Source organism: Spirosoma sp. KNUC1025, assembly GCF_045160025.1.
Lineage (GTDB): Bacteria > Bacteroidota > Bacteroidia > Cytophagales > Spirosomataceae > Spirosoma.
The window spans coordinates 3,282,281-3,300,418 of sequence record NZ_CP087139.1; the positions used below are offsets into that span (position 1 = coordinate 3,282,281).

At 50.2% G+C, this 18,138-nt stretch carries 16 protein-coding genes and 1 pseudogene; 15 read left to right on the plus strand and 2 right to left on the minus strand.

The window, feature by feature from the left end; genetic code table 11:
- Positions 1-269 precede the first annotated feature (269 nt).
- The 14 genes and pseudogenes from LN737_RS14240 to LN737_RS14305 all read left to right on the plus strand — a co-directional run bounded on the left by LN737_RS14240 (position 270) and on the right by LN737_RS14305 (position 15,116).
- Positions 270-848: an RNA polymerase sigma factor gene (locus tag LN737_RS14240; protein ID WP_405519875.1), complete on the plus strand. Its 579-nt coding sequence runs from the start codon at positions 270-272 to the stop codon at positions 846-848.
- A gap of 168 nt (positions 849-1,016) precedes the next feature.
- Positions 1,017-2,051, plus strand: coding sequence for a FecR family protein (locus tag LN737_RS14245; protein WP_405519877.1), 1,035 nt, complete (start codon positions 1,017-1,019; stop codon positions 2,049-2,051).
- A 208-nt stretch (positions 2,052-2,259) separates the two neighbouring features.
- Positions 2,260-5,469, plus strand: a complete 3,210-nt coding sequence (locus tag LN737_RS14250; protein ID WP_405519879.1) for a TonB-dependent receptor — start codon at positions 2,260-2,262, stop codon at positions 5,467-5,469.
- Positions 5,454-5,582 (plus strand): hypothetical protein, encoded by a 129-nt coding sequence (locus tag LN737_RS14255; protein WP_405519881.1) that lies wholly within the window; start codon positions 5,454-5,456, stop codon positions 5,580-5,582. Before LN737_RS14250 ends, LN737_RS14255 begins: the two co-directional genes overlap by 16 nt.
- A 21-nt stretch (positions 5,583-5,603) precedes the next feature.
- Entirely contained in the window at positions 5,604-6,164 is a 561-nt protein-coding gene (locus tag LN737_RS14260; protein WP_405519883.1) for a hypothetical protein, read from the plus strand.
- Positions 6,137-6,196, plus strand: a pseudogene (locus tag LN737_RS14265) (hypothetical protein); the annotation flags it as partial. The gene LN737_RS14260 and the pseudogene LN737_RS14265, both read left to right, overlap by 28 nt.
- A 15-nt stretch (positions 6,197-6,211) precedes the next feature.
- A complete protein-coding gene (locus tag LN737_RS14270; RefSeq protein ID WP_405519884.1) occupies positions 6,212-6,781 on the plus strand; it encodes a hypothetical protein in 570 nt (189 codons plus the stop codon).
- Between the two features lie 23 nt (positions 6,782-6,804).
- Complete coding sequence (locus LN737_RS14275) at positions 6,805-7,248, plus strand: RagB/SusD family nutrient uptake outer membrane protein (RefSeq protein WP_405519886.1); 444 nt, start codon at positions 6,805-6,807, stop codon at positions 7,246-7,248.
- Between the two features lie 101 nt (positions 7,249-7,349).
- Complete coding sequence (locus tag LN737_RS14280) at positions 7,350-9,005, plus strand: glycoside hydrolase family 28 protein (protein ID WP_405519888.1); 1,656 nt, start codon at positions 7,350-7,352, stop codon at positions 9,003-9,005.
- A gap of 48 nt (positions 9,006-9,053) precedes the next feature.
- Positions 9,054-9,815 (plus strand): rhamnogalacturonan acetylesterase, encoded by a 762-nt coding sequence (locus LN737_RS14285; RefSeq protein WP_405519890.1) that lies wholly within the window; start codon positions 9,054-9,056, stop codon positions 9,813-9,815.
- Between the two features lie 84 nt (positions 9,816-9,899).
- Positions 9,900-10,913, plus strand: coding sequence for a pectinesterase family protein (locus tag LN737_RS14290; protein ID WP_405519892.1), 1,014 nt, complete (start codon positions 9,900-9,902; stop codon positions 10,911-10,913).
- A gap of 51 nt (positions 10,914-10,964) precedes the next feature.
- Entirely contained in the window at positions 10,965-12,683 is a 1,719-nt protein-coding gene (locus LN737_RS14295; RefSeq protein ID WP_405519894.1) for a glycoside hydrolase 43 family protein, read from the plus strand.
- Between the two features lie 201 nt (positions 12,684-12,884).
- Entirely contained in the window at positions 12,885-14,120 is a 1,236-nt protein-coding gene (locus LN737_RS14300; protein WP_405519896.1) for a glycoside hydrolase family 105 protein, read from the plus strand.
- A gap of 51 nt (positions 14,121-14,171) precedes the next feature.
- Positions 14,172-15,116, plus strand: coding sequence for a hypothetical protein (locus LN737_RS14305; protein WP_405519897.1), 945 nt, complete (start codon positions 14,172-14,174; stop codon positions 15,114-15,116).
- Between the two features lie 93 nt (positions 15,117-15,209).
- Here the strand turns inward: LN737_RS14305 and LN737_RS14310 are convergent, their stop codons facing one another.
- Positions 15,210-16,208: an alpha/beta hydrolase gene (locus LN737_RS14310; RefSeq protein WP_405519899.1), complete on the minus strand. Its 999-nt coding sequence runs from the start codon at positions 16,206-16,208 to the stop codon at positions 15,210-15,212.
- A gap of 49 nt (positions 16,209-16,257) precedes the next feature.
- Complete coding sequence (locus tag LN737_RS14315) at positions 16,258-17,178, minus strand: alpha/beta hydrolase (protein WP_405519901.1); 921 nt, start codon at positions 17,176-17,178, stop codon at positions 16,258-16,260.
- A 365-nt stretch (positions 17,179-17,543) separates the two neighbouring features.
- Here LN737_RS14315 and LN737_RS14320 point away from each other — a divergent pair, with 365 nt between their 5' ends.
- Complete coding sequence (locus LN737_RS14320) at positions 17,544-18,113, plus strand: sigma-70 family RNA polymerase sigma factor (protein ID WP_405519903.1); 570 nt, start codon at positions 17,544-17,546, stop codon at positions 18,111-18,113.
- Positions 18,114-18,138: the final 25 nt, after the last annotated feature.

Below are 18,138 nucleotides of genomic sequence, written 5' to 3' on the forward strand. Positions count from 1 at the left end.
AAAAAATACAATTCTTATCTCCGATATAGTCTAGTAAAGTGATGGCTTTTGAAGAGTCGTTACGTAGCAATATTAGCTTATAAACTAGCTATTTCCCGTAATTGGCAACGTTCCCGGTAACGATTGCATAGAAATAATCAAACTTTTGCTTGGCAGGTTTAAGTAAACTACTGAATTTAATAGGTAGGTAACGTAACACGTACTTGTTGGATTAGTAAACTGTTTCTGGAAAATGTCCAAATTTTAATCTGCTTAGCCGATACTAGTTCATGAACCTTAAATCGCTTTCCGACGAAATATTACTGATCCGCCTTCGTACAGGCGATGAAGCAGCTTTTCGGGAGATTTATCAGCGATACTGGAAAAAACTGTTCAGCATAGCCCGACGCAAAATCGAATCGCTGAATGCGGTCGAAGAACTGGTGCAGGACATATTTCTGAAGCTTTGGGAACGACGTAACGAGTTGCGCATTGAACGGCTGGACGCTTATCTGTTTACGGCGATCCGTTACGCGACAATCAACCATATTAAATCGACGCTGATCCACGAAAAATACGCCGATTACGCCTATGCCCATTTGCCAGAAGCATCGTCGACAACGGAAGAACAAATGAATCTGGATGAGCTGATTGAGGCTGTGGAGAAACAATTAAATGACCTTCCCGAAAAAACCAGCCAGATTTTCAGGCTGAATCGTCTGGAATATCAATCGGTAAAAGAAATTTCTTCCCAGCTGAAAGTGCCGGAACGGACGGTTGAATACCACCTTAGCCAGGCGATCAAAGCACTACGTATTTATTTACGCGACTATCTTCTGACCAGCCTTTTCCTGGCTTTTTATCTATAGGTTTACCTTTCTCTACAATCATTCTCAGGAATCGCTCATAGTATTATTTAGTGAATTATCGCGTATTTAATCAATATCAGTGGTATTTTTTCAATAACAGATAAAGTTATTTGCGGTCCTTCGCCCAGTTGTTTGACTTAGGTAATGTAACCCCACTGCTACCGAGTCATGAGCCGAAAAAAATTTGGGCAACTCTTACAAAAATACCTTCGCGGAGAATGTACACCGGCCGAAAAGGCATTTGTAGAACACTGGTACGGCCTACTGGAAACCGAAACCAGCGCAACAGGAGAGGAGCTTGATATGGACGAATTGGAGAATCGGCTCTGGAACCAGATTCAGCGTAAAATGGATACTGAACCGGCCTACAACGAAGGACGCGTACTGCCTTTGCATACGGTTCGGTATCGCTGGATTGGTGTGGCGGCTTTGCTGCTCCTGATTGGCTGGTGGTATTTTTTCTATCCAGCGAGCCAGAAGTTTCCCACCGTCGATTCACCGGTTGCGGGCAGTAAGCCTGGCTGGATTGAACGAACAAATACCACCGGTCAGCCGCTGGTGGTCCGTTTGGAAGATGGTAGTACCGTCCGGTTGGCAGCCCGTAGCGCCGTCCGGTTTCCAACCCATTTTACGAAAGAGAAGCGGACGGTGTACCTGACGGGCGATGCGTTTTTTGAGGTGGCCAGGATGCCCGCCCGCCCGTTTTATGTGCACACCGGCAGCGTTGTCACAAAAGTGCTGGGAACAAGCTTTTTCGTCAGAAGCCAGTCGGCTACAAAACAGGTACGGGTAGAGGTAGTAACGGGGCGGGTTGCGGTCTATCAGGAAACGCCCCGGCAACAGACAGCGAATGGGGTTGTACTCCGCCCTAATCAGGCTGCTACGTTTTTCGAAAAAGAACAGCACTTTGTCACTGGCCTTGTCGACGCCCCCCGGATTATTCAGACCCCGGAAGTTGAAAAAAAGCCCATTACGTTTCGATACGACGATGCGCCATTATCCGACGTGCTGATGCAACTGGAACAGGCATACGGGATCACAATTGAAGTAGAAAATGAAAGCCAGAACGCCTGTCCGCTAACGGCTGATTTAACCGATCAGCCGCTTTATACCCAGCTGGAAATTATTTGTGCTGCCCTGAAAGCCCGATATGAAGTACGGGGAACCACCATCTTAATCAGCGGAAAAGGATGTGAAAATTAACGTACCGACGATTCGATAGACCTCAATTTTTTAATCCTCATACCCTATGATCACACAACTTTTCTCCCCCTGAATGACAAAGAAGACGCTGGTCATGCAGCGAACATGAGCCAGCGCCCGATTTCTCCCTTGTCGACCAGACCGCAAATCATGACCCGACAATAGGAGCGATTTTGTCAACTTTTCATTTAACAAAACCCTTAAAAGTATGAAAAAAAGAGAACCTATACGTATCACTGGCTCTCCGGAAGGGCGTCTACACTCGTTTCTACGGCTTATGAATGTTTCGATTGTCCAGCTTATTCTGGTCCTGGTCTGCGCCAGCCAGTCGGTTGGCTTCGATGGGTATGGGCAGGAATTGATGAACCGGCCGGTTACGTTAAAAATAGAAGGGCAACGGCTGCGGCTAGTACTCACGCAGATTGAACAGCAGACGGCCGCCCGTTTTGTCTATAGTTCAAAAGCGGTTAATGTAGATCAGCCAGTTACGATTACGCTGACCGACAAGCGTCTGAATGAAGTCCTGGTTGAGCTGTTAAAACCGCTGAAGTTAACCTACCGCCTTGTTGGCGGGCGAATTGTGCTGGAATCTGATGCAGAAGGGCACACGCAGGTGCTGACGCCCGCGGCTGAATCGGCTGATCGCGTAGTGACCGGAAAGGTTACCGATGAGAAAAATGCTGCTTTGCCCGGTGTGAGCGTGATTGTGAAAGGATCGACACGCGGTTCCACAACGGATGCCAACGGTGCCTTTCGGCTAACGGTACCCGACGGTACTGGTGTACTCCTGACGTTTTCATTTGTGGGGTATCAGAGCCAGGACGTAGCGGTTGGCAGTCAGACAACCATCAACGTATCCATGACGCCTGATGTCAGCGCACTTGACGAGGTGGTGGTAATCGGCTATGGTGCCGTACGTAAAAAAGACCTGACCGGCTCTGTTGTTCAACTCAAAAGCGAACAGTTAAAGGAAGTGCCAACGGCCAACGTACTGGAAGCGGCTCAGGGGAAAATTGCCGGAGCCGACATTACCCGGAGCAGTGGTCAGGCGGGTGCCAAAGTGAATATTTCCATCCGGGGAAATCGCTCCATTGGGGGTAATAATGCCCCCCTGATTATTGTCGATGGGATACAGTACAGCAACCTGGAAGATATCAATGCCAACGACATCGAAACGATGGACGTACTGAAAGACGCATCGTCCATTGCCATTTACGGGTCGCGGGGTGCTAACGGCGTTATCCTGATAACCACCAAAAAAGGCCGGTCTGGAAAGCCTGATATCTCCTTCAACGCTTACTCGGGAATTTCGCAGGTGACCATGTACCCCAAAGCAATGGATATCAACGCCTTTCGCGATTTCAAACGGGAAGCCTGGCGGGCAGCCGGTGTCTGGAAAAGCCCCGCTGATGATGCGGCTATTTTTACCAATGTAGCCGAATACGAAGCGTTGCAGAAAGGAATCTGGACCGACTACCAGGATGCCTTGATCCATAATGGACTTCAGCAGGATTATCAGGTTGGCGTTCGGTCTGGTACGGATCGGCTCAAATCGTACATATCGGTTGATTATTACAACGAAAAAGGAATCCTGAAACTCGACCAGCTCAAACGTTATACCGGCCGCCTGAATGTTGACTATACAATTACCGACTGGATGAAAATCGGGCTTCAGAGCCAGCTTACCTACTACGACCAGAGCGTTCGCCGGGACCCCCTGAACCAGGCTAACAAAATCAGTCCGCTGGGTTCGCTGTATGATGCTAACGGTAATTTCAACTACATCATGCTTGATGGTCAGACTGCCAACCCCCTGTCAGACGAGCAGCCCAACGTATTTACCAACTCGGTGCTGACGACTCGGGTTCTGACCAACGGCTACATAGAACTGACGCCGTTTAAAGGGTTTACCGCCCGGAGTACGCTGGGCGTCAATCTGGCTTCCATTCGGGATGGGTCGTATGCATCGCCTAAATCCATTGACCGCTCATTAACAGGTAAATCGCTGGCAACCTACAACGCCAGCAACAGCCGAAGCATAAACTGGGAAAACGTAATGACGTATCAGCGGAGCTTTGGCCAGCATGCCATGACCCTAACGGGTATTGCCAGTTACATCGGCAATACAGGCGACAACGTAGCGGCATCGGGGGTTAATCAGCTCCTGGCTTCGCAGTTATTTTATTCGCTGGGCAGTGCAACCGAGGAAATCAAAATCAATTCGGCCTATAGCCGAAACAACCTGATTTCATTTGCCGGTCGGTTAAACTACGCGTTACGGGATCGGTATCTGCTCACACTGACGGCCCGGGAAGATGGATCGTCTAAACTGGCGACCGGCAACAAATGGACATTTTTCCCCTCAGCGGCCTTTGCCTGGCGGATTATCGAAGAAAAATTCATGCAGGGCGTAAAAGGACTAAGCGACCTGAAAGTACGGGCGAGTTATGGCGTTGCCGGTAACGACCCATCGGGACCGTATGCCACGCAAACCACCCTGACCCGACTGGCTTTTGGGTACGACGAAGTGCCGGCACCGGCTTATACTTTCTCGCGAAATGTAGGAAATGCTGAATTGGGCTGGGAACTGTCGTACACCAAAAACTTTGGGCTGGACTTTGGCCTGCTGAATGGCCGGATCAATACGTCGATCGATTACTACGATACCCGGACGGCTGACCTGCTGCTGGACCGTGGACTTCCCCCAACAACGGGCGTAACAACCGTAAAGCAGAACATTGGCAAAACGCGTAACCGCGGAGTGGAGGTTACGCTGGGTAGCACCAACATCCGCACCACAAACTTCAGCTGGACCAGCAATCTTACCTTCACCAAAAACAAGGAAGAAATAACGGAACTGGTTACGGGTGGAAATGATATCGGCAACGGCTGGTTTATTGGCTCACCCATCAATGTGTATTACGATTATGAAAAAACGGGTATCTGGCAGACAACTGAAGCGGATGCAGCCGCCAAACTTTCCCCAACCCAGCTGCCGGGCGAAATAAAAGTGAAGGATCAGAATGGCGACGGTAAAATAGACGCCGTCAATGACCGGATCATACTCGGAACACCCCGCCCGAAGTGGAGTGGCGGCTTCGACAATACAATTAAATTTAAAGGATTCGATCTGAACGTGTTTTTGTATGCACGTGTCGGTCAGATGATTAACTCCGACCGCTCGGCCCGTTTCGATCAGCAGGGCGTGGGTAACAGTACCGCCGGGCTGGATTACTGGACGCCCGAAAATCCAACGAATGCCTATCCGCGACCCAATAAAAATGGGGGATTAAAATACCTCTCGACGCTTGGGTATGTGGATGGTACGTATGCCCGCATCCGGAACATTACCCTCGCGTATAACGTACCGGCCAGCTTTCTGCGCTCAAAGGTTATCCGGGGGTGCGGCTGTATGTGACCGGCAAAAACCTGTTCACATTCACTAAACTGAACTACGACCCCGAGCGGGGCGGTTCCGAGAACTTCCCCATGACGAAGCTCTACGTATTCGGCCTGAATGTCAATCTATAATCCCTAAACTCTGTCATACACATGAAATCTTTTTTTATCAAAAAAACAGGGTTATTGGTACTGCTCCTGATTGCCTGTACTTCCTGTAACGATGTGCTGGAAGAATACAACCCAAGCGGCCTGACCGCCGAAACCGTGTATACCACCCCCGAAGGTTTCGAAACGTTGGTGAATGCCGCCTATACGTATCAGCGCTGGTGGTACGGAAAAGAGGAAGGGTACAACATCGCCGAAACAGGTACCGATATCTGGACGAGCGGATCGGGCGAGGTGTACCGTGACCTGACGCAGTACCTGAATCTGCAGGGTAGCAATGCGGCACTGACCAGCGAATGGCGGGAGTTTTATGCGGCTATTAACCTGTGCAACGGTGGGATTGCCCGAATCGATAAAGCTGGTTTGTCGGCTACTTTACGGCCCATTCGCGAAGGAGAGCTGCGGTTTCTGCGGGCGTTTTATTACTGGCACATCGTTGAAACCTGGGGGGCGTTCATTTCACCACTCAGGAAACGAATGGTATCGTTTCGACCGCCAACCGAACACCCGTTGAGACGATTTATAACCAGATTTTTGAAGACCTGAGGTTCGCAGCCGCCAATCTGCCCACTACGCAGCCTCAGTATGGAAAAGTGACGAAAGGAGCTGCACAGGCCTTTCTGGCGCGGATGTACCTGACCCGGGGTATGAACAAAGAAGCCCTCGAAATGGCGCAGGCTGTATTGGCAAACACGAGCTACAAACTGGAAGCCAACTATGCCGACCTGTGGAAAATGAGTAATCTGAAAACCAAAGAGGCTATTTACGTAGTGGATTATTCGGCGAACCTGGCGATCAATGACCTGGCAAACGCTACGTTCAATCCGTACGGGCACAGCCGGGGGAGCAACAATGGTCACCTGTTGTTTTTGATGAAGTACGATGACCGGCCCGGTATGACGCGGGATATAGCCAACGGCCGTCCCTTTAACCGGTACATGCCATCCCGGTTTCTGCTCGATCTGTACAGCGATGAGGATGCCCGCTACGAAGGCTCGTTTCAGCAGGTTTGGTACGCTAATTCCACCTCTCGCCCGGCCGGTATGAACCTGGGTGATACAGCCGTATATTGTACAAAAAGGAAATCCCGGATGCGTTTGAAGCGACGCGCAAATACCAGATTTACGACCGTAGTAAGATTTATAATGCCAACGGAACCGTAAAAGACAACCTGCGCTATCCCACATTGTCGAAGTTTATGGACCCCACACGGGCCAGTTTGAACGAAGCCCAGAGTGCCCGCGATGTATTTGTAATCCGGCTGGCCGAAGTGTACCTGATTGCAGCCGAAGCGCAGATGAAGCTGGGTAATTTGCAGGCCGCAGCCGACTACATCAACGTAGTGCGGACGCGGGCGGCCAAGTCGGGGAAAAGCGCGGCCATGCAGATTACGTCGGCCGAGGTGACGCTGGATTTTATCCTGGATGAACGGGCTCGTGAACTGGCCGGGGAACAGATTCGCTGGTTTGATTTGAAACGCACGGGTAAACTGCTGGATCGTGTCCGTGCGGATGCGCCTGATAACGCGGTTAATATTCAGGAGTACCATGTGTTACGTCCCATCCCGCAGACCCAGCTGGATGCCGTAACCAACAAAACCGAGTTTACACAGAATCAGGGTTATCAATAGCCGCCGTCAGGACGTACCTGACCCGCCATCCATAACAGACATTACGTTGCTCAATTAACAGATTAGACAAACACTCTTTAGAGGCTCATTGCTCAGTTGGTATGAAAAAACTCCCATTTACAATCGGCTTGCCGCTTCTGGTATTGACCACCTGGTCGGTACAGGCCCAAACAGCTCCGGCCTACAGCTGGACGAACCTGCCTAAAATAGCCCAGCCGACGTTTCGTAAGGACACGATATCGGTACTGGCGAATGGCGCAAAACCCGACGGTGTTACGGTAAATACAAAGGCAATCAATGCCGCTATTCTGGCGTGTAGCCAGAAAGGAGGGGGTGTGGTGCTGGTGCCCGCTGGTTTGTGGATAACCGGCCCAATTGAGCTGAAAAGTAATGTCAATCTGCATCTGAAGAAATCAGCAACGCTGCTGTTTACAACGGATAAGAGTCAGTACGCGCTTGTCGAAGGTACATACGAAGGGAAGCGGGCAGCCCGCAACCAGTCGCCGATATCGGGCGTCAATCTGGAGAATGTGGCCATTACGGGTCAGGGAATTGTGGATGGCAACGGCGATGTCTGGCGGGCGGTCAACAAAAATCAGCTGACCGAACCCCAGTGGAAGGAGAAAGTGGAATCGGGCGGGGTGCTGAAAGAGGATGGCAAAACCTGGTATCCGAGTGAACAGTTCAAACGGGCCAGTACCGAAAACCGGAGTATGCTGTTGACAGCGGGGAAAACACCGCTGGATTTTGCCGATATGAAAGACTTTCTGCGGCCTAATCTGCTGGTGCTGACCGGTTGCAAAAAAGTACTGCTCGACGGGGTTACGTTCCAGAACTCACCCGCCTGGTGTCTGCATCCACTGATGTGTCAGGATCTGACCATCCGGAACGTAACGACAAAAAATCCGGAATACGCCCACAACGGCGACGGTATGGATATTGAGTCGTGCAAAAATTTCCTGATCGAAGGCTGTACCCTCGATGTGGGCGACGATGCCATTTGTATCAAATCCGGGAAAGATGAAGAAGGGCGTAAGCGCGGGATGCCCACCGAGAACGGCGTTATTCGAAACAACAATGTTTATAACGGGCATGGCGGGTTTGTTGTTGGCAGCGAAATGAGTGGCGGAGCCCGGAACATCTTTGTCTACAACTGCACATTCATGGGAACCGATAAGGGACTGCGCTTCAAATCAGTGCGTGGCCGGGGTGGCGTGGTCGAGCATATTTATGCGAAAGATATCTACATGAAAAACATTGCCGGAGAAGCCATCTTCTTCGATATGTATTATTTCGTGAAGTTCGCTACGGATGGCGAGCGCGACGAACGCCCGGTTGTGAACGAAGGAACGCCCATATTCCGGGATATGCATTTTGAAAATATTGTCTGCAACGGCGCCACGAAAGGGGTTTTTATCCGTGGCCTGCCCGAAATGGCGATCAAAAATATCACAATGGATAAGATGGTGCTGCAGGCCGATAAAGGCGTGGAACTGATCGACGCAAGTGGAATCCAGTTCAAAAATGTCCGGCTTATCACCAAAAGCACAAAACCTGTTATTCTGGTCGACAACAGCCATGATTTAACATTCGATGGCATCCAGTACGACCCGCAGGCCAGTCTGTTATTTTCCATAAACGGCGAACGTAGTCAGGAGATTCAGGTGAAGAATACGGACGTAGCAAAAGCGCAAACCAAAGCCGAGTTCGGCAAAGGGGCGCTGGAAAAGAATCTGATTCTATCCTCAAGCCGTTGAGTCTGCTCGTCCGCGCTACAATCGCGGACGAGCAACAACACAAATGATATGAAAAATCTGTTTCGGAGAATTTTGGCAGTATATAGCTTGCTGGCGCTTTCCGCTTTTACCCCACCACCCGGCAAGATTACGGTTTATCTGATTGGCGATTCCACCATGTCGATCAAGCAGGTGAAAGCTTATCCGGAAACGGGTTGGGGTATGCCTTTTGCTTATTTTTTCGATGAAACCGTTACGGTTGATAACCGGGCGCAGAACGGACGCAGTACCCGAACGTTTATCGAGGAAAAACGCTGGCAGCCCGTAGCGGATAAGTTACAGGAAGGCGACTATGTTTTTATTCAGTTCGGGCACAACGACGAAGTGCCTACCAAAAAAAGTTACACAACCGAACCCGAGTTTAAAGCCAATCTGATTCGATTCATCACAGAGAGTCGGGCGAAGAAAGCCACCCCTGTGCTTATCACCCCCGTGGCACGTCGGAAGTTCGATGCTGCCGGAAAAATTGAAGAAACGCATACCGTTTATTCTGAATTGGTACGTACTGTGGCCGCTGACTATAAAACACCCCTGATTGATTTAGACAAACAAAGCCAGCAACTGCTGCAACAAGTTGGCGTGGAAAATTCAAAACTTTTATTCCTTCAGCTCGCACCTGATGAGCATCCTAATTATCCGGAAGGCAAAGACGATAACACGCATTTCAACGAACTGGGTGCTCGCCGGATGGCTGAAATCGTACTGGCCAACATTAAGTCGCTGAAGCTGGAGCTGGCTGACCGTATCGTTAAGCCGGAAATCGTAAAATAAAGGTGCTCACCCGATTATCGCTAAATACAATTGGTTCTTTTCGTCAGCATTACAAAAACAGCCTTATTATCCCGTTCCTCTCAAATGAAAAAATTGATTCTGCTTGTCTGCTTACTAGCCTGCACACGTATTGGCTGGAGCCAGGCAACGCTATCGCCTACGACCTCCGTAACCTTTACCGTAGCCCAGGATGGCAGCGGTACTTACAAGACCATTCAGGAAGCCGTCAATAGTTTCCGCGACCACATGCAGGTGCGGGTAACGCTCTACGTAAAAAACGGCGTGTATACCGAAAAGCTCGTCATTCCGTCCTGGAAACCCAACATTCATGTTATTGGCGAGAGCCGGGAAGGAGTCATTATTACCGGAAACGATTATTCGGGTAAAGACTACCCCGGTGGCAAAGACTGGACAGGCAATAGCAAATTTAGTACGTATACCTCCTACACCGTTCTGGTCGATGCGCCGGATATTATCTTGGAAAACCTGACCATCCGAAATACCGCCGGTCGAGTAGGGCAGGCTGTAGCGCTCCATGTCGATGCGGATCGATTCGTTTGTAAAAACTGCACACTGCTGGGGAATCAGGATACACTGTACGCGGCCGCCGAAGGGACCCGGCAGTATTACGAGAACTGCTTTATTGAAGGGACAACCGATTTTATCTTCGGAAAATCGATTGCTGTTTTTCAATCCTGCACCATCAAAAGCCTGTCCGACTCCTTCATAACCGCAGCCGCTACGCCTGATTATCAGCGGTATGGCTTCGTTTTCTTCGATTGTAAACTGATTGCCGATCCTGCCGCCAAAAAAGTTTACCTCGGCCGCCCCTGGAGACCGGGCGCCAAAACGGTTTTCATCCGAACGGATATGGGCGACCATATTTTGCCTGTAGGCTGGGAAAACTGGGGCAATACCGCCAACGAGAAAACGGTCTTGTACGCTGAACAGGGCAGTGTTGGAACTGGTGGCAATACGTCGAAGCGAGTGGGCTGGGCCAAACAGCTTATCGCTAAAGAAGCTAGTGCCTATACGCTGGCAGCAATTTTTTCTGCACAATCGGCCTGGGTGCCAGAAAGAATGATGAATGATAAATGATGAAGTATGAATAAGTCGATCAATCCTGCATTCAACATTCATCATTGCCTTATGAATTTCTTGTCAACCAGCGCTTTACTGCTCCTGTTAACGGGTTCGACTTTTGCGCAAACGGTACGTCCAAAAACGGCAGCCGAATCGGAGATGCCATCCGTCTCGAACGTGTGGGTGCCTGATTTAGGAAATGGTACGTATAAAAACCCGGTTCTGAATGCCGATTATTCCGACCCGGATGCTTGCCGGGCGGGCGATGACTATTATCTGGTGGCGTCGAGTTTCGATGCCGTTCCGGGTTTGCCCATTTTGCATTCAAAGGATCTGGTCAACTGGACCCTCATTGGTCACGCGCTGAAGCGCCAGCCGCCGTTCGATCATTTTGAGAAAACCCAGCATGGGAATGGCGTATGGGCACCGGCGATACGTTATCACAACAAGGAATTTTATATCTATTACCCAGACCCCGATTTTGGCATTTACCTGACCAAAGCCAGCAATCCGGCTGGCCCCTGGTCGGAGCCGGTGCTGGTAGAAGGTGGAAAGGGCCTTATTGATCCGTGCCCTCTTTGGGACGACAACGGGCAGGTTTATCTGGTACACGGCTGGGCAGGTAGCCGGGCGGGTATCAAAAGCATTCTTACCATCAAGAAATTGAATGCGGAAGGAAACCGGGTTTTGGATGAGGGCGTCGTAGTCTACGACGGTCATGAGAGCGATCCGACCATCGAAGGCCCAAAGATTTATACACGTAACGGGTATTACTACATCTTCGCGCCAGCGGGGGGCGTGTCGACAGGCTGGCAACTGGTGTTACGTTCGAAGTCAATTTACGGACCTTATGAACGGCGGGTTGTGATGGATCAGGGAAAAACCTCCATCAATGGCCCGCATCAGGGCGCCTGGGTCGATACCAGACCAGTAAATGGAAAGCCGGGCGAAGACTGGTTTCTGCATTTTCAGGACAAGAACGCCTATGGGCGAGTGGTGCATCTGCAACCGATGAAATGGGTGAATGACTGGCCGGTAATCGGTATCGATACGGACGGCGACGGCAAGGGAGAACCTGTACTGACGCATAAAAAACCGACCATACCAACCGACAACGCCGGTAAAGAATCACCAATTGGTACCCCGCCCGAGTCAGACGAGTTTAACACAACGACACTGGGACGACAATGGCAATGGCAGGCAAATCCCAAAGGTATCTGGCATACCACCGGCCGACGCTTCGGCAGCAATCAGGGATTTTTGCGGCTGTACTCGTATAAAGCGCCCGAGGAGGTCAAGAACATCTGGGATGCTCCGAACGTATTGATGCAGAAGTTTCCGGCCGAGCGGTTTATGGCGACCACAAAACTGACCTTCAGGCCGAATCCGAAGCTGGAGAACGAGCGCGTCGGTCTGATTATCATGGGGTTGAGTTACGCAAATCTGGCCTTGAAAAGCGGTAAGGATGCCGTTAGTTTGGTGTACGGTGTCTGCAAAAAAGCATCGGAAGGCAAGGCGGAGGTCGAAACCGTTCTTACCACTGTTAGTAAAAACAGCCCGGTCTATCTCCGCGTCGTGGTGACCGAGGGAGCGAAATGCCAGTTCAGCTATAGTCTGGATGGGCAGAACTTTACGAAAGCTGGAGATCCTTTTCAGGCGGAAGTAGGCCGGTGGATTGGTGCTAAAATGGGCATTTTCTGTACGCGTACCACCCAAATCAATGACTCAGGCTACGCTGACTTCGACTGGTTTCGGGTAGAAGCCGTACCCACACAGAATCCATGAATACCCACACCATCCGTGAGGTCAGGTTCTTAAACCTGACCCTGAGGTTTCTCAAAAACCGAACGGTTATTCACTAAGCGTTCCCTGCATTCGCGGTATGGTGGTGTCAGGTTCTCAAACCTGACACCACCATACCGCGAATGCACTGGAGGAATCCCTGAAAATCAATCAGTTCATCACTTATTCAATCTAGCTGCTCGAATGAAAAACGCTAACAAGCCAAAACCAGTCTGCTTCTTAGGAAGGTGCCTTATTTACGTATTGATACTGGCCGCATTGATAGACGCAACGGTTTGGGCGCAGCAAACGGACGCCAGTGCGCCCTGGTCAGTACGTATGGCCGATTCCGATATAGCCCGGAATCCGAAAGGGTGGATGCTCGATTTCTCCAAAGACCCTCGCTGGGGGTATTGCAACGGCCTGGTGTGTAGCGCACTCGAGAAATTGTGGCAACAGTCGGGATCGGAAAAATGCTACGCTTATATCAAGGAGTATGCCGACGATATGATCAACCCGGACGGTAGTATAAAAACCTACACGCTGAGCCAATATAACATCGATGCCCTTAACGCCGGGAAGTTCCTGTTTGCCCTCTACGAGCGCACACACGACCCAAAATATGAAAAAGCCATCCGGTTATTACGTAGCCAGATGATTACCCATCCGCGCACGAGTGAAGGCGGATTCTGGCATAAAAAGCATTACCCGCATCAGATGTGGCTCGATGGGCTGTACATGGCGTCGCCGTTTCTGGCGCAATACGCTCAGGTTTTCAAGGAACCCGACTTGTTTACCGACGTAGCGAATCAGATCCAATTGATTGATAAACACAACAAAGACCCCAAAACGGGCCTGTATTATCACGGCTGGGATGAAAGCAAACAGCAGCGCTGGGCCGACAGGGAAACCGGTAAATCACCACATGTCTGGGGTCGTGGTATGGGCTGGTATGCCATGACGCTGGTAGACGTTCTCGATTATTTTCCGGCCAGTCATCCTCAGCGGGAGCAAATTCTGACCATTACCCGACAACTGGCAAAAACGCTGACTGCGTATCAGGACCCGCAAAGTGGCCTTTGGTATCAGGTCATGGACGTTGGCAAGCGAGATGGCAATTATCTGGAATCGTCAGCTTCGACCATGTTTGTGTATTTTCTGGTGAAAGCCGCCCGGAAAGGGTATCTGGATAAACAGTATCTGAACGTAGCGCAAAAGGGCTATGAGGGTATTCTAGCCCATTTTATCAAAACCCAGCCCGACGGTCAGATTAGCATCACCGATGCCTGCGCTGGCGCCGGACTCGGTGGAACACCCTACCGTGATGGTACGTATGAATATTACTGCAGGGAAGCGAAACGGGACAACGATCCTAAATCTGTTGGACCATTCATTATGCTGGCGCTGGAATTTGAAGGAATAAAGCAGGGAAAACAATAGGTATACGGTTGTTCACGATCGACTTTCCGGCATAAACACTACTTTTACCGTATGAGAAATAACGTCGCTATTCGCTTATTTTCTGCCTTTTCGCTGCTACTATATCTGACTGGTGCTGCTCAGCCTTCCGCGAGTAGTCGGCAGATGCTGCTACGTGATGAGGGGCTGTCCAAACTGAATTATGTGGATCTGGCTCATCCCGAACGCAACTACTACATATCGGTTCCGGCTGGTCGGGATCTGCAACTAATAGGGCAGGGGCGGGTGATGATCGGCACCGGCAAAGGGTATGAAGAGCGGGATATTAAAACGGGTGCAAAAGTTGCTGAACTCACTACGTTCGACGGAACTATTGCGGCCCGGCGTTTACGAAATGGCCATACCCTGCTCGTAGGGTTAAATTGGCAGGAGAAAAAAGGCATCGTACTGGTTGAGCTGGACAAGAATCAGGCCCAGCAACGCGTCATCAATTACCCGGACTTTACGTATGTCCGGCTGGTTCGGGAAACGGCAGATGGTAATTTTCTGCTTACATCCAATGATCGGGTATTTGAAGGGAAACCTGACGGCTCTATTGTATGGCAGGCGCAGCTCACCAAACAGGACAAAGCGCAGCATGCCTGGCAGGCCCAGCGACTCGGTAATGGGCAAACGCTGGTAAGTGGGGGCTATTCGGCAAACTTCCAGCGGTTCGATAAAAAAGGCGCTTTCGTAGATAGCATCAGCGGACCGCCCGTTGTAAACCCTCACTTTTACGCTGGTTTTCAAATCCTGAAAAATGGAAACTGGGTCGTGGCAAACTGGCAGGGGCACGGTTCGGATCACGGAGCCAGCGGTACGCAGATACTGGAGTATACCCCGGCGGGTAAGCTGGTCTGGTCGTGGAAGCAGGACCCCAAACAACAATCGTCCATCCAAGGCGTATTGGTGCTCGACGGACTGGATCTGAACCACCTGCACGTAGAGGATGCGCAGGGTCGGCTTGTGCCGAACTAGTTATTGATCACTGGTGATTAGGCATTGGTTATTAGTCATTGGTAGCAATAAATGACTAGTGCCAAATGATCAATGACAATACATGACTAATGACTAGGTTTCCGGTAATACCCGATGCAGAAAATCAGTGATATAGGTCAGCGTGGGCGTAAACCAGGGGTTGAAAAACATGAACGTATGGGGCGCATCGGCAAACGTATGTACTTCCGAATACGTACCGAACTTGTTCAGTTTTTTGATCAGATCGTCGCGCCCACCATGCATACGGTCAACGGAGCTGTTAATGAACAAAATGGGCGGGGTAAGTTTATCGATGTGATTAAGCGCAGAAGCCTCCTGCCACAACTCAGGCTTTTGCGTTTTGGAATAACCCAACCAGTACGTAGCCGCTGATGTCGATTTTGTGTCATCCCCTTCGCCTGATTCGGGATGAATGAACGCCAGCACCCCATCAATGTCGATAATGGCCTGAACGTCACTCGAAAATTGGGCATTGCCCCCCGCCCCTTCAAACGCAGGATTCTTATTCGTGCTTCCTACCAGCGCGGCTAATTGTCCGCCGGCCGAAAAACCCAGTACGGCAATTCGCTTTGGATCAATACCATACGTACTGGCATTGGCCCGTATCCAGCGGATGGCCGCTTTCAAATCGTGCACCGCTGCCGGATACAACGCTTCTGTTGACAGGCGATACCCAACCGGAACAGTCACAAACCCTTTAGCAGCCAGTTGCCCCGCCAGCGTATTGTTATGCGACCGGTCGCCGGATCGCCAGCCACCGCCATGAATCATTAAAATGCCCGGCGCTAGTTTGCCAGCAGTAGCCGCAGGCGCATAAACATCCAGCAACAGCTTTCTATCGGAAACGGGGGTACTATACGAAATATTTCTGACCGCACGAACCCCAGCGGGCAACGTAGAATCGGCCAGCGTAATGGCAGGATGGTATTTCTTTTCCTGCTGATAGGATTTTCGCACCGTAAACGACGTATCCCGCCCACCCGTTGGCCCCAACTGAGCCCAGGCTGTCAGGTTTAGTACCCACAAAGCGATTCCAGAAAGGAGTGTTCGTTTTCCAAAGCTATTTGTCATAGAGGCTAATAGTTTAACCTAAACCTGTTATACGTATATAGGTGACCGTTTATTTTATGGCCGGAATAAAATTCATTTCCATCAGCCAGTTTTCGCAGAGAGAAACCCATTCCTGTGTTGAACCTGGATTGTTCCGTAGCGCAATCGCGTGGGCACCCTGCGGAAAAATATGCAGACTGGAGGTGATTTTCTTATCAACCAATGCCTGATAAAAAAGCAGACTGTTCCGCTGATCGACGCCCGTGTCATTGAAGGCATGCACCAGAAAGCAGGGTGGTGTGGTCGAAGTTACGGCATTTTCCAGCGAATAGGATTTGAGTAATTCGGGAGAGGGGGTAGGCCCCAACAAATTTTTGCGGCTCCCGGCGTGTGCGTACTGACCCATGGTGATTACTGGCGAAATCAGAATGGCAAAATCGGGGCGGAAGGGGTTCCGGCTGGTGGAGTCGCCGAGGGCTGATGCCTCTTTGGTTGATGTTGCCAGTAAAGCTGCCAGATGGCCGCCCGCCGATACGCCCATAATGCCCACTTTATCGGTCTTGATCCCCCATTTAGAGGCATTGGATCGAACCAGTTGAACAGCCCGCTGAGCGTCCTGTAAAGGGCCAAGTTCGCGCTGTTTCAGATCGGGCGAATTCGGCAAGCGGTAGTTTAGAACAAAAGCACTGATTCCTAACGTATTTAACCATTTGGCCAATTGCCACCCGCTGATAACATAAGCCAGTCGCTCATAACCACCACCCGGACAGATTATGACAGCCGCGCCTTTGTTTTCCTGAGCTGATGGAAAAAATGTGTACATACCGGGCGTTCCGACCCGATATACCCGTTCGTTTGCAATGCTGTCGGTCAGCGCTATCCCTTTCGAGTTGGGCATCTTTCCGACAGGCCACAGAGGCAGGAAATTTTGAGCTGTTGCATAACCTGTAGCAACCAGCAGCACTAAAATCTGGCAGAAAATATGACGCATGGAGAAAAAGATTGATACGTAACGAATCCCAATTCAGAAATGAGCCGATGCAAACCTATACAGTTTCTGGTCAGCTATTTATACACTCAACTATGGGTATTAAAACGACCGCTTTGCAGGACAGATCAGCCTATCAGTTTGCTAGGCAATAATAGAGGAGCCGGGACCAGAATGGCTTGACGTGGCCCAAGATTAAAGAAAGGCATTGGATTTAACAAAGAAGCGTTTGGGCATTTTACGCAAACGTTCCCGGGAACGTTTGCGTAAAAATGCGCTCGATAACCGATTATGAAATATCATTAAAGCTATTTTAAGTAGTAAATTACGTACCTTGGCGCACCTATTCTGATGGAGTCGCTTCCCGTATGGATTATAAAACCTCTACCGATTCTACTTTATTAGCGTACTTAAAGGAGGGAGACGAAGCCGCTTTTCAGGAAATCTATTTCCGGCACTGGCGAAAGCTCTTTATCATCGCCAAAACAAAACTGCCGTCTACCGAAAGCCCCGAAGATTTTGTTCAGGATCTGTTTGTTCGGTTGTGGGAACAGCGAGCTTTCCTGCTGATCGATAATCTGGCAGCCTACCTGTACACCTCACTCAAACACGCCATAATCAACCGCTATAAAGCCACGCTGACTCAGGATAAATATGTGCTCTACGCCCAGAATCTGCAAGCCAGCGAACATTCGACGGAGGAGCAGATCGCGCTGAGTGACCTGATGGCTTCTGTTGAGCAGCACCTGAATGAATTGCCCGAAAAAACCCGGCAGATTTTTCGACTCAACAGGCTGGAGTATAAATCGGTGAGAGAAATTTCAGCGCAGTTATCCATTCCCGAACGAACGATTGAGTATCACATCAACTCGGCATTAAAGATACTACGTCCCTTGTTAAAAGATTATTTCCTCATTGCCCTCCTGCTCTGGCTCTGAAAAGGCGCATATCATTTATTGTATT

Bases quoted from the DNA above. Each gene is read 5' to 3' on its own strand.
- LN737_RS14240 (WP_405519875.1), top strand. From the start codon at position 270: ATGAACCTTAAATCGCTTTCCGACGAAATATTACTGATCCGCCTTCGT.
- LN737_RS14245 (WP_405519877.1), top strand. From the start codon at position 1,017: ATGAGCCGAAAAAAATTTGGGCAACTCTTACAAAAATACCTTCGCGGA.
- LN737_RS14250 (WP_405519879.1), top strand. From the start codon at position 2,260: ATGAAAAAAAGAGAACCTATACGTATCACTGGCTCTCCGGAAGGGCGT.
- LN737_RS14260 (WP_405519883.1), top strand. From the start codon at position 5,604: ATGAAATCTTTTTTTATCAAAAAAACAGGGTTATTGGTACTGCTCCTG.
- LN737_RS14280 (WP_405519888.1), top strand. From the start codon at position 7,350: ATGAAAAAACTCCCATTTACAATCGGCTTGCCGCTTCTGGTATTGACC.
- LN737_RS14285 (WP_405519890.1), top strand. From the start codon at position 9,054: ATGAAAAATCTGTTTCGGAGAATTTTGGCAGTATATAGCTTGCTGGCG.
- LN737_RS14290 (WP_405519892.1), top strand. From the start codon at position 9,900: ATGAAAAAATTGATTCTGCTTGTCTGCTTACTAGCCTGCACACGTATT.
- LN737_RS14295 (WP_405519894.1), top strand. From the start codon at position 10,965: ATGAATTTCTTGTCAACCAGCGCTTTACTGCTCCTGTTAACGGGTTCG.
- LN737_RS14300 (WP_405519896.1), top strand. From the start codon at position 12,885: ATGAAAAACGCTAACAAGCCAAAACCAGTCTGCTTCTTAGGAAGGTGC.
- LN737_RS14305 (WP_405519897.1), top strand. From the start codon at position 14,172: ATGAGAAATAACGTCGCTATTCGCTTATTTTCTGCCTTTTCGCTGCTA.
- LN737_RS14310 (WP_405519899.1), bottom strand. From the start codon at position 16,208: ATGACAAATAGCTTTGGAAAACGAACACTCCTTTCTGGAATCGCTTTG.
- LN737_RS14315 (WP_405519901.1), bottom strand. From the start codon at position 17,178: ATGCGTCATATTTTCTGCCAGATTTTAGTGCTGCTGGTTGCTACAGGT.
- LN737_RS14320 (WP_405519903.1), top strand. From the start codon at position 17,544: ATGGATTATAAAACCTCTACCGATTCTACTTTATTAGCGTACTTAAAG.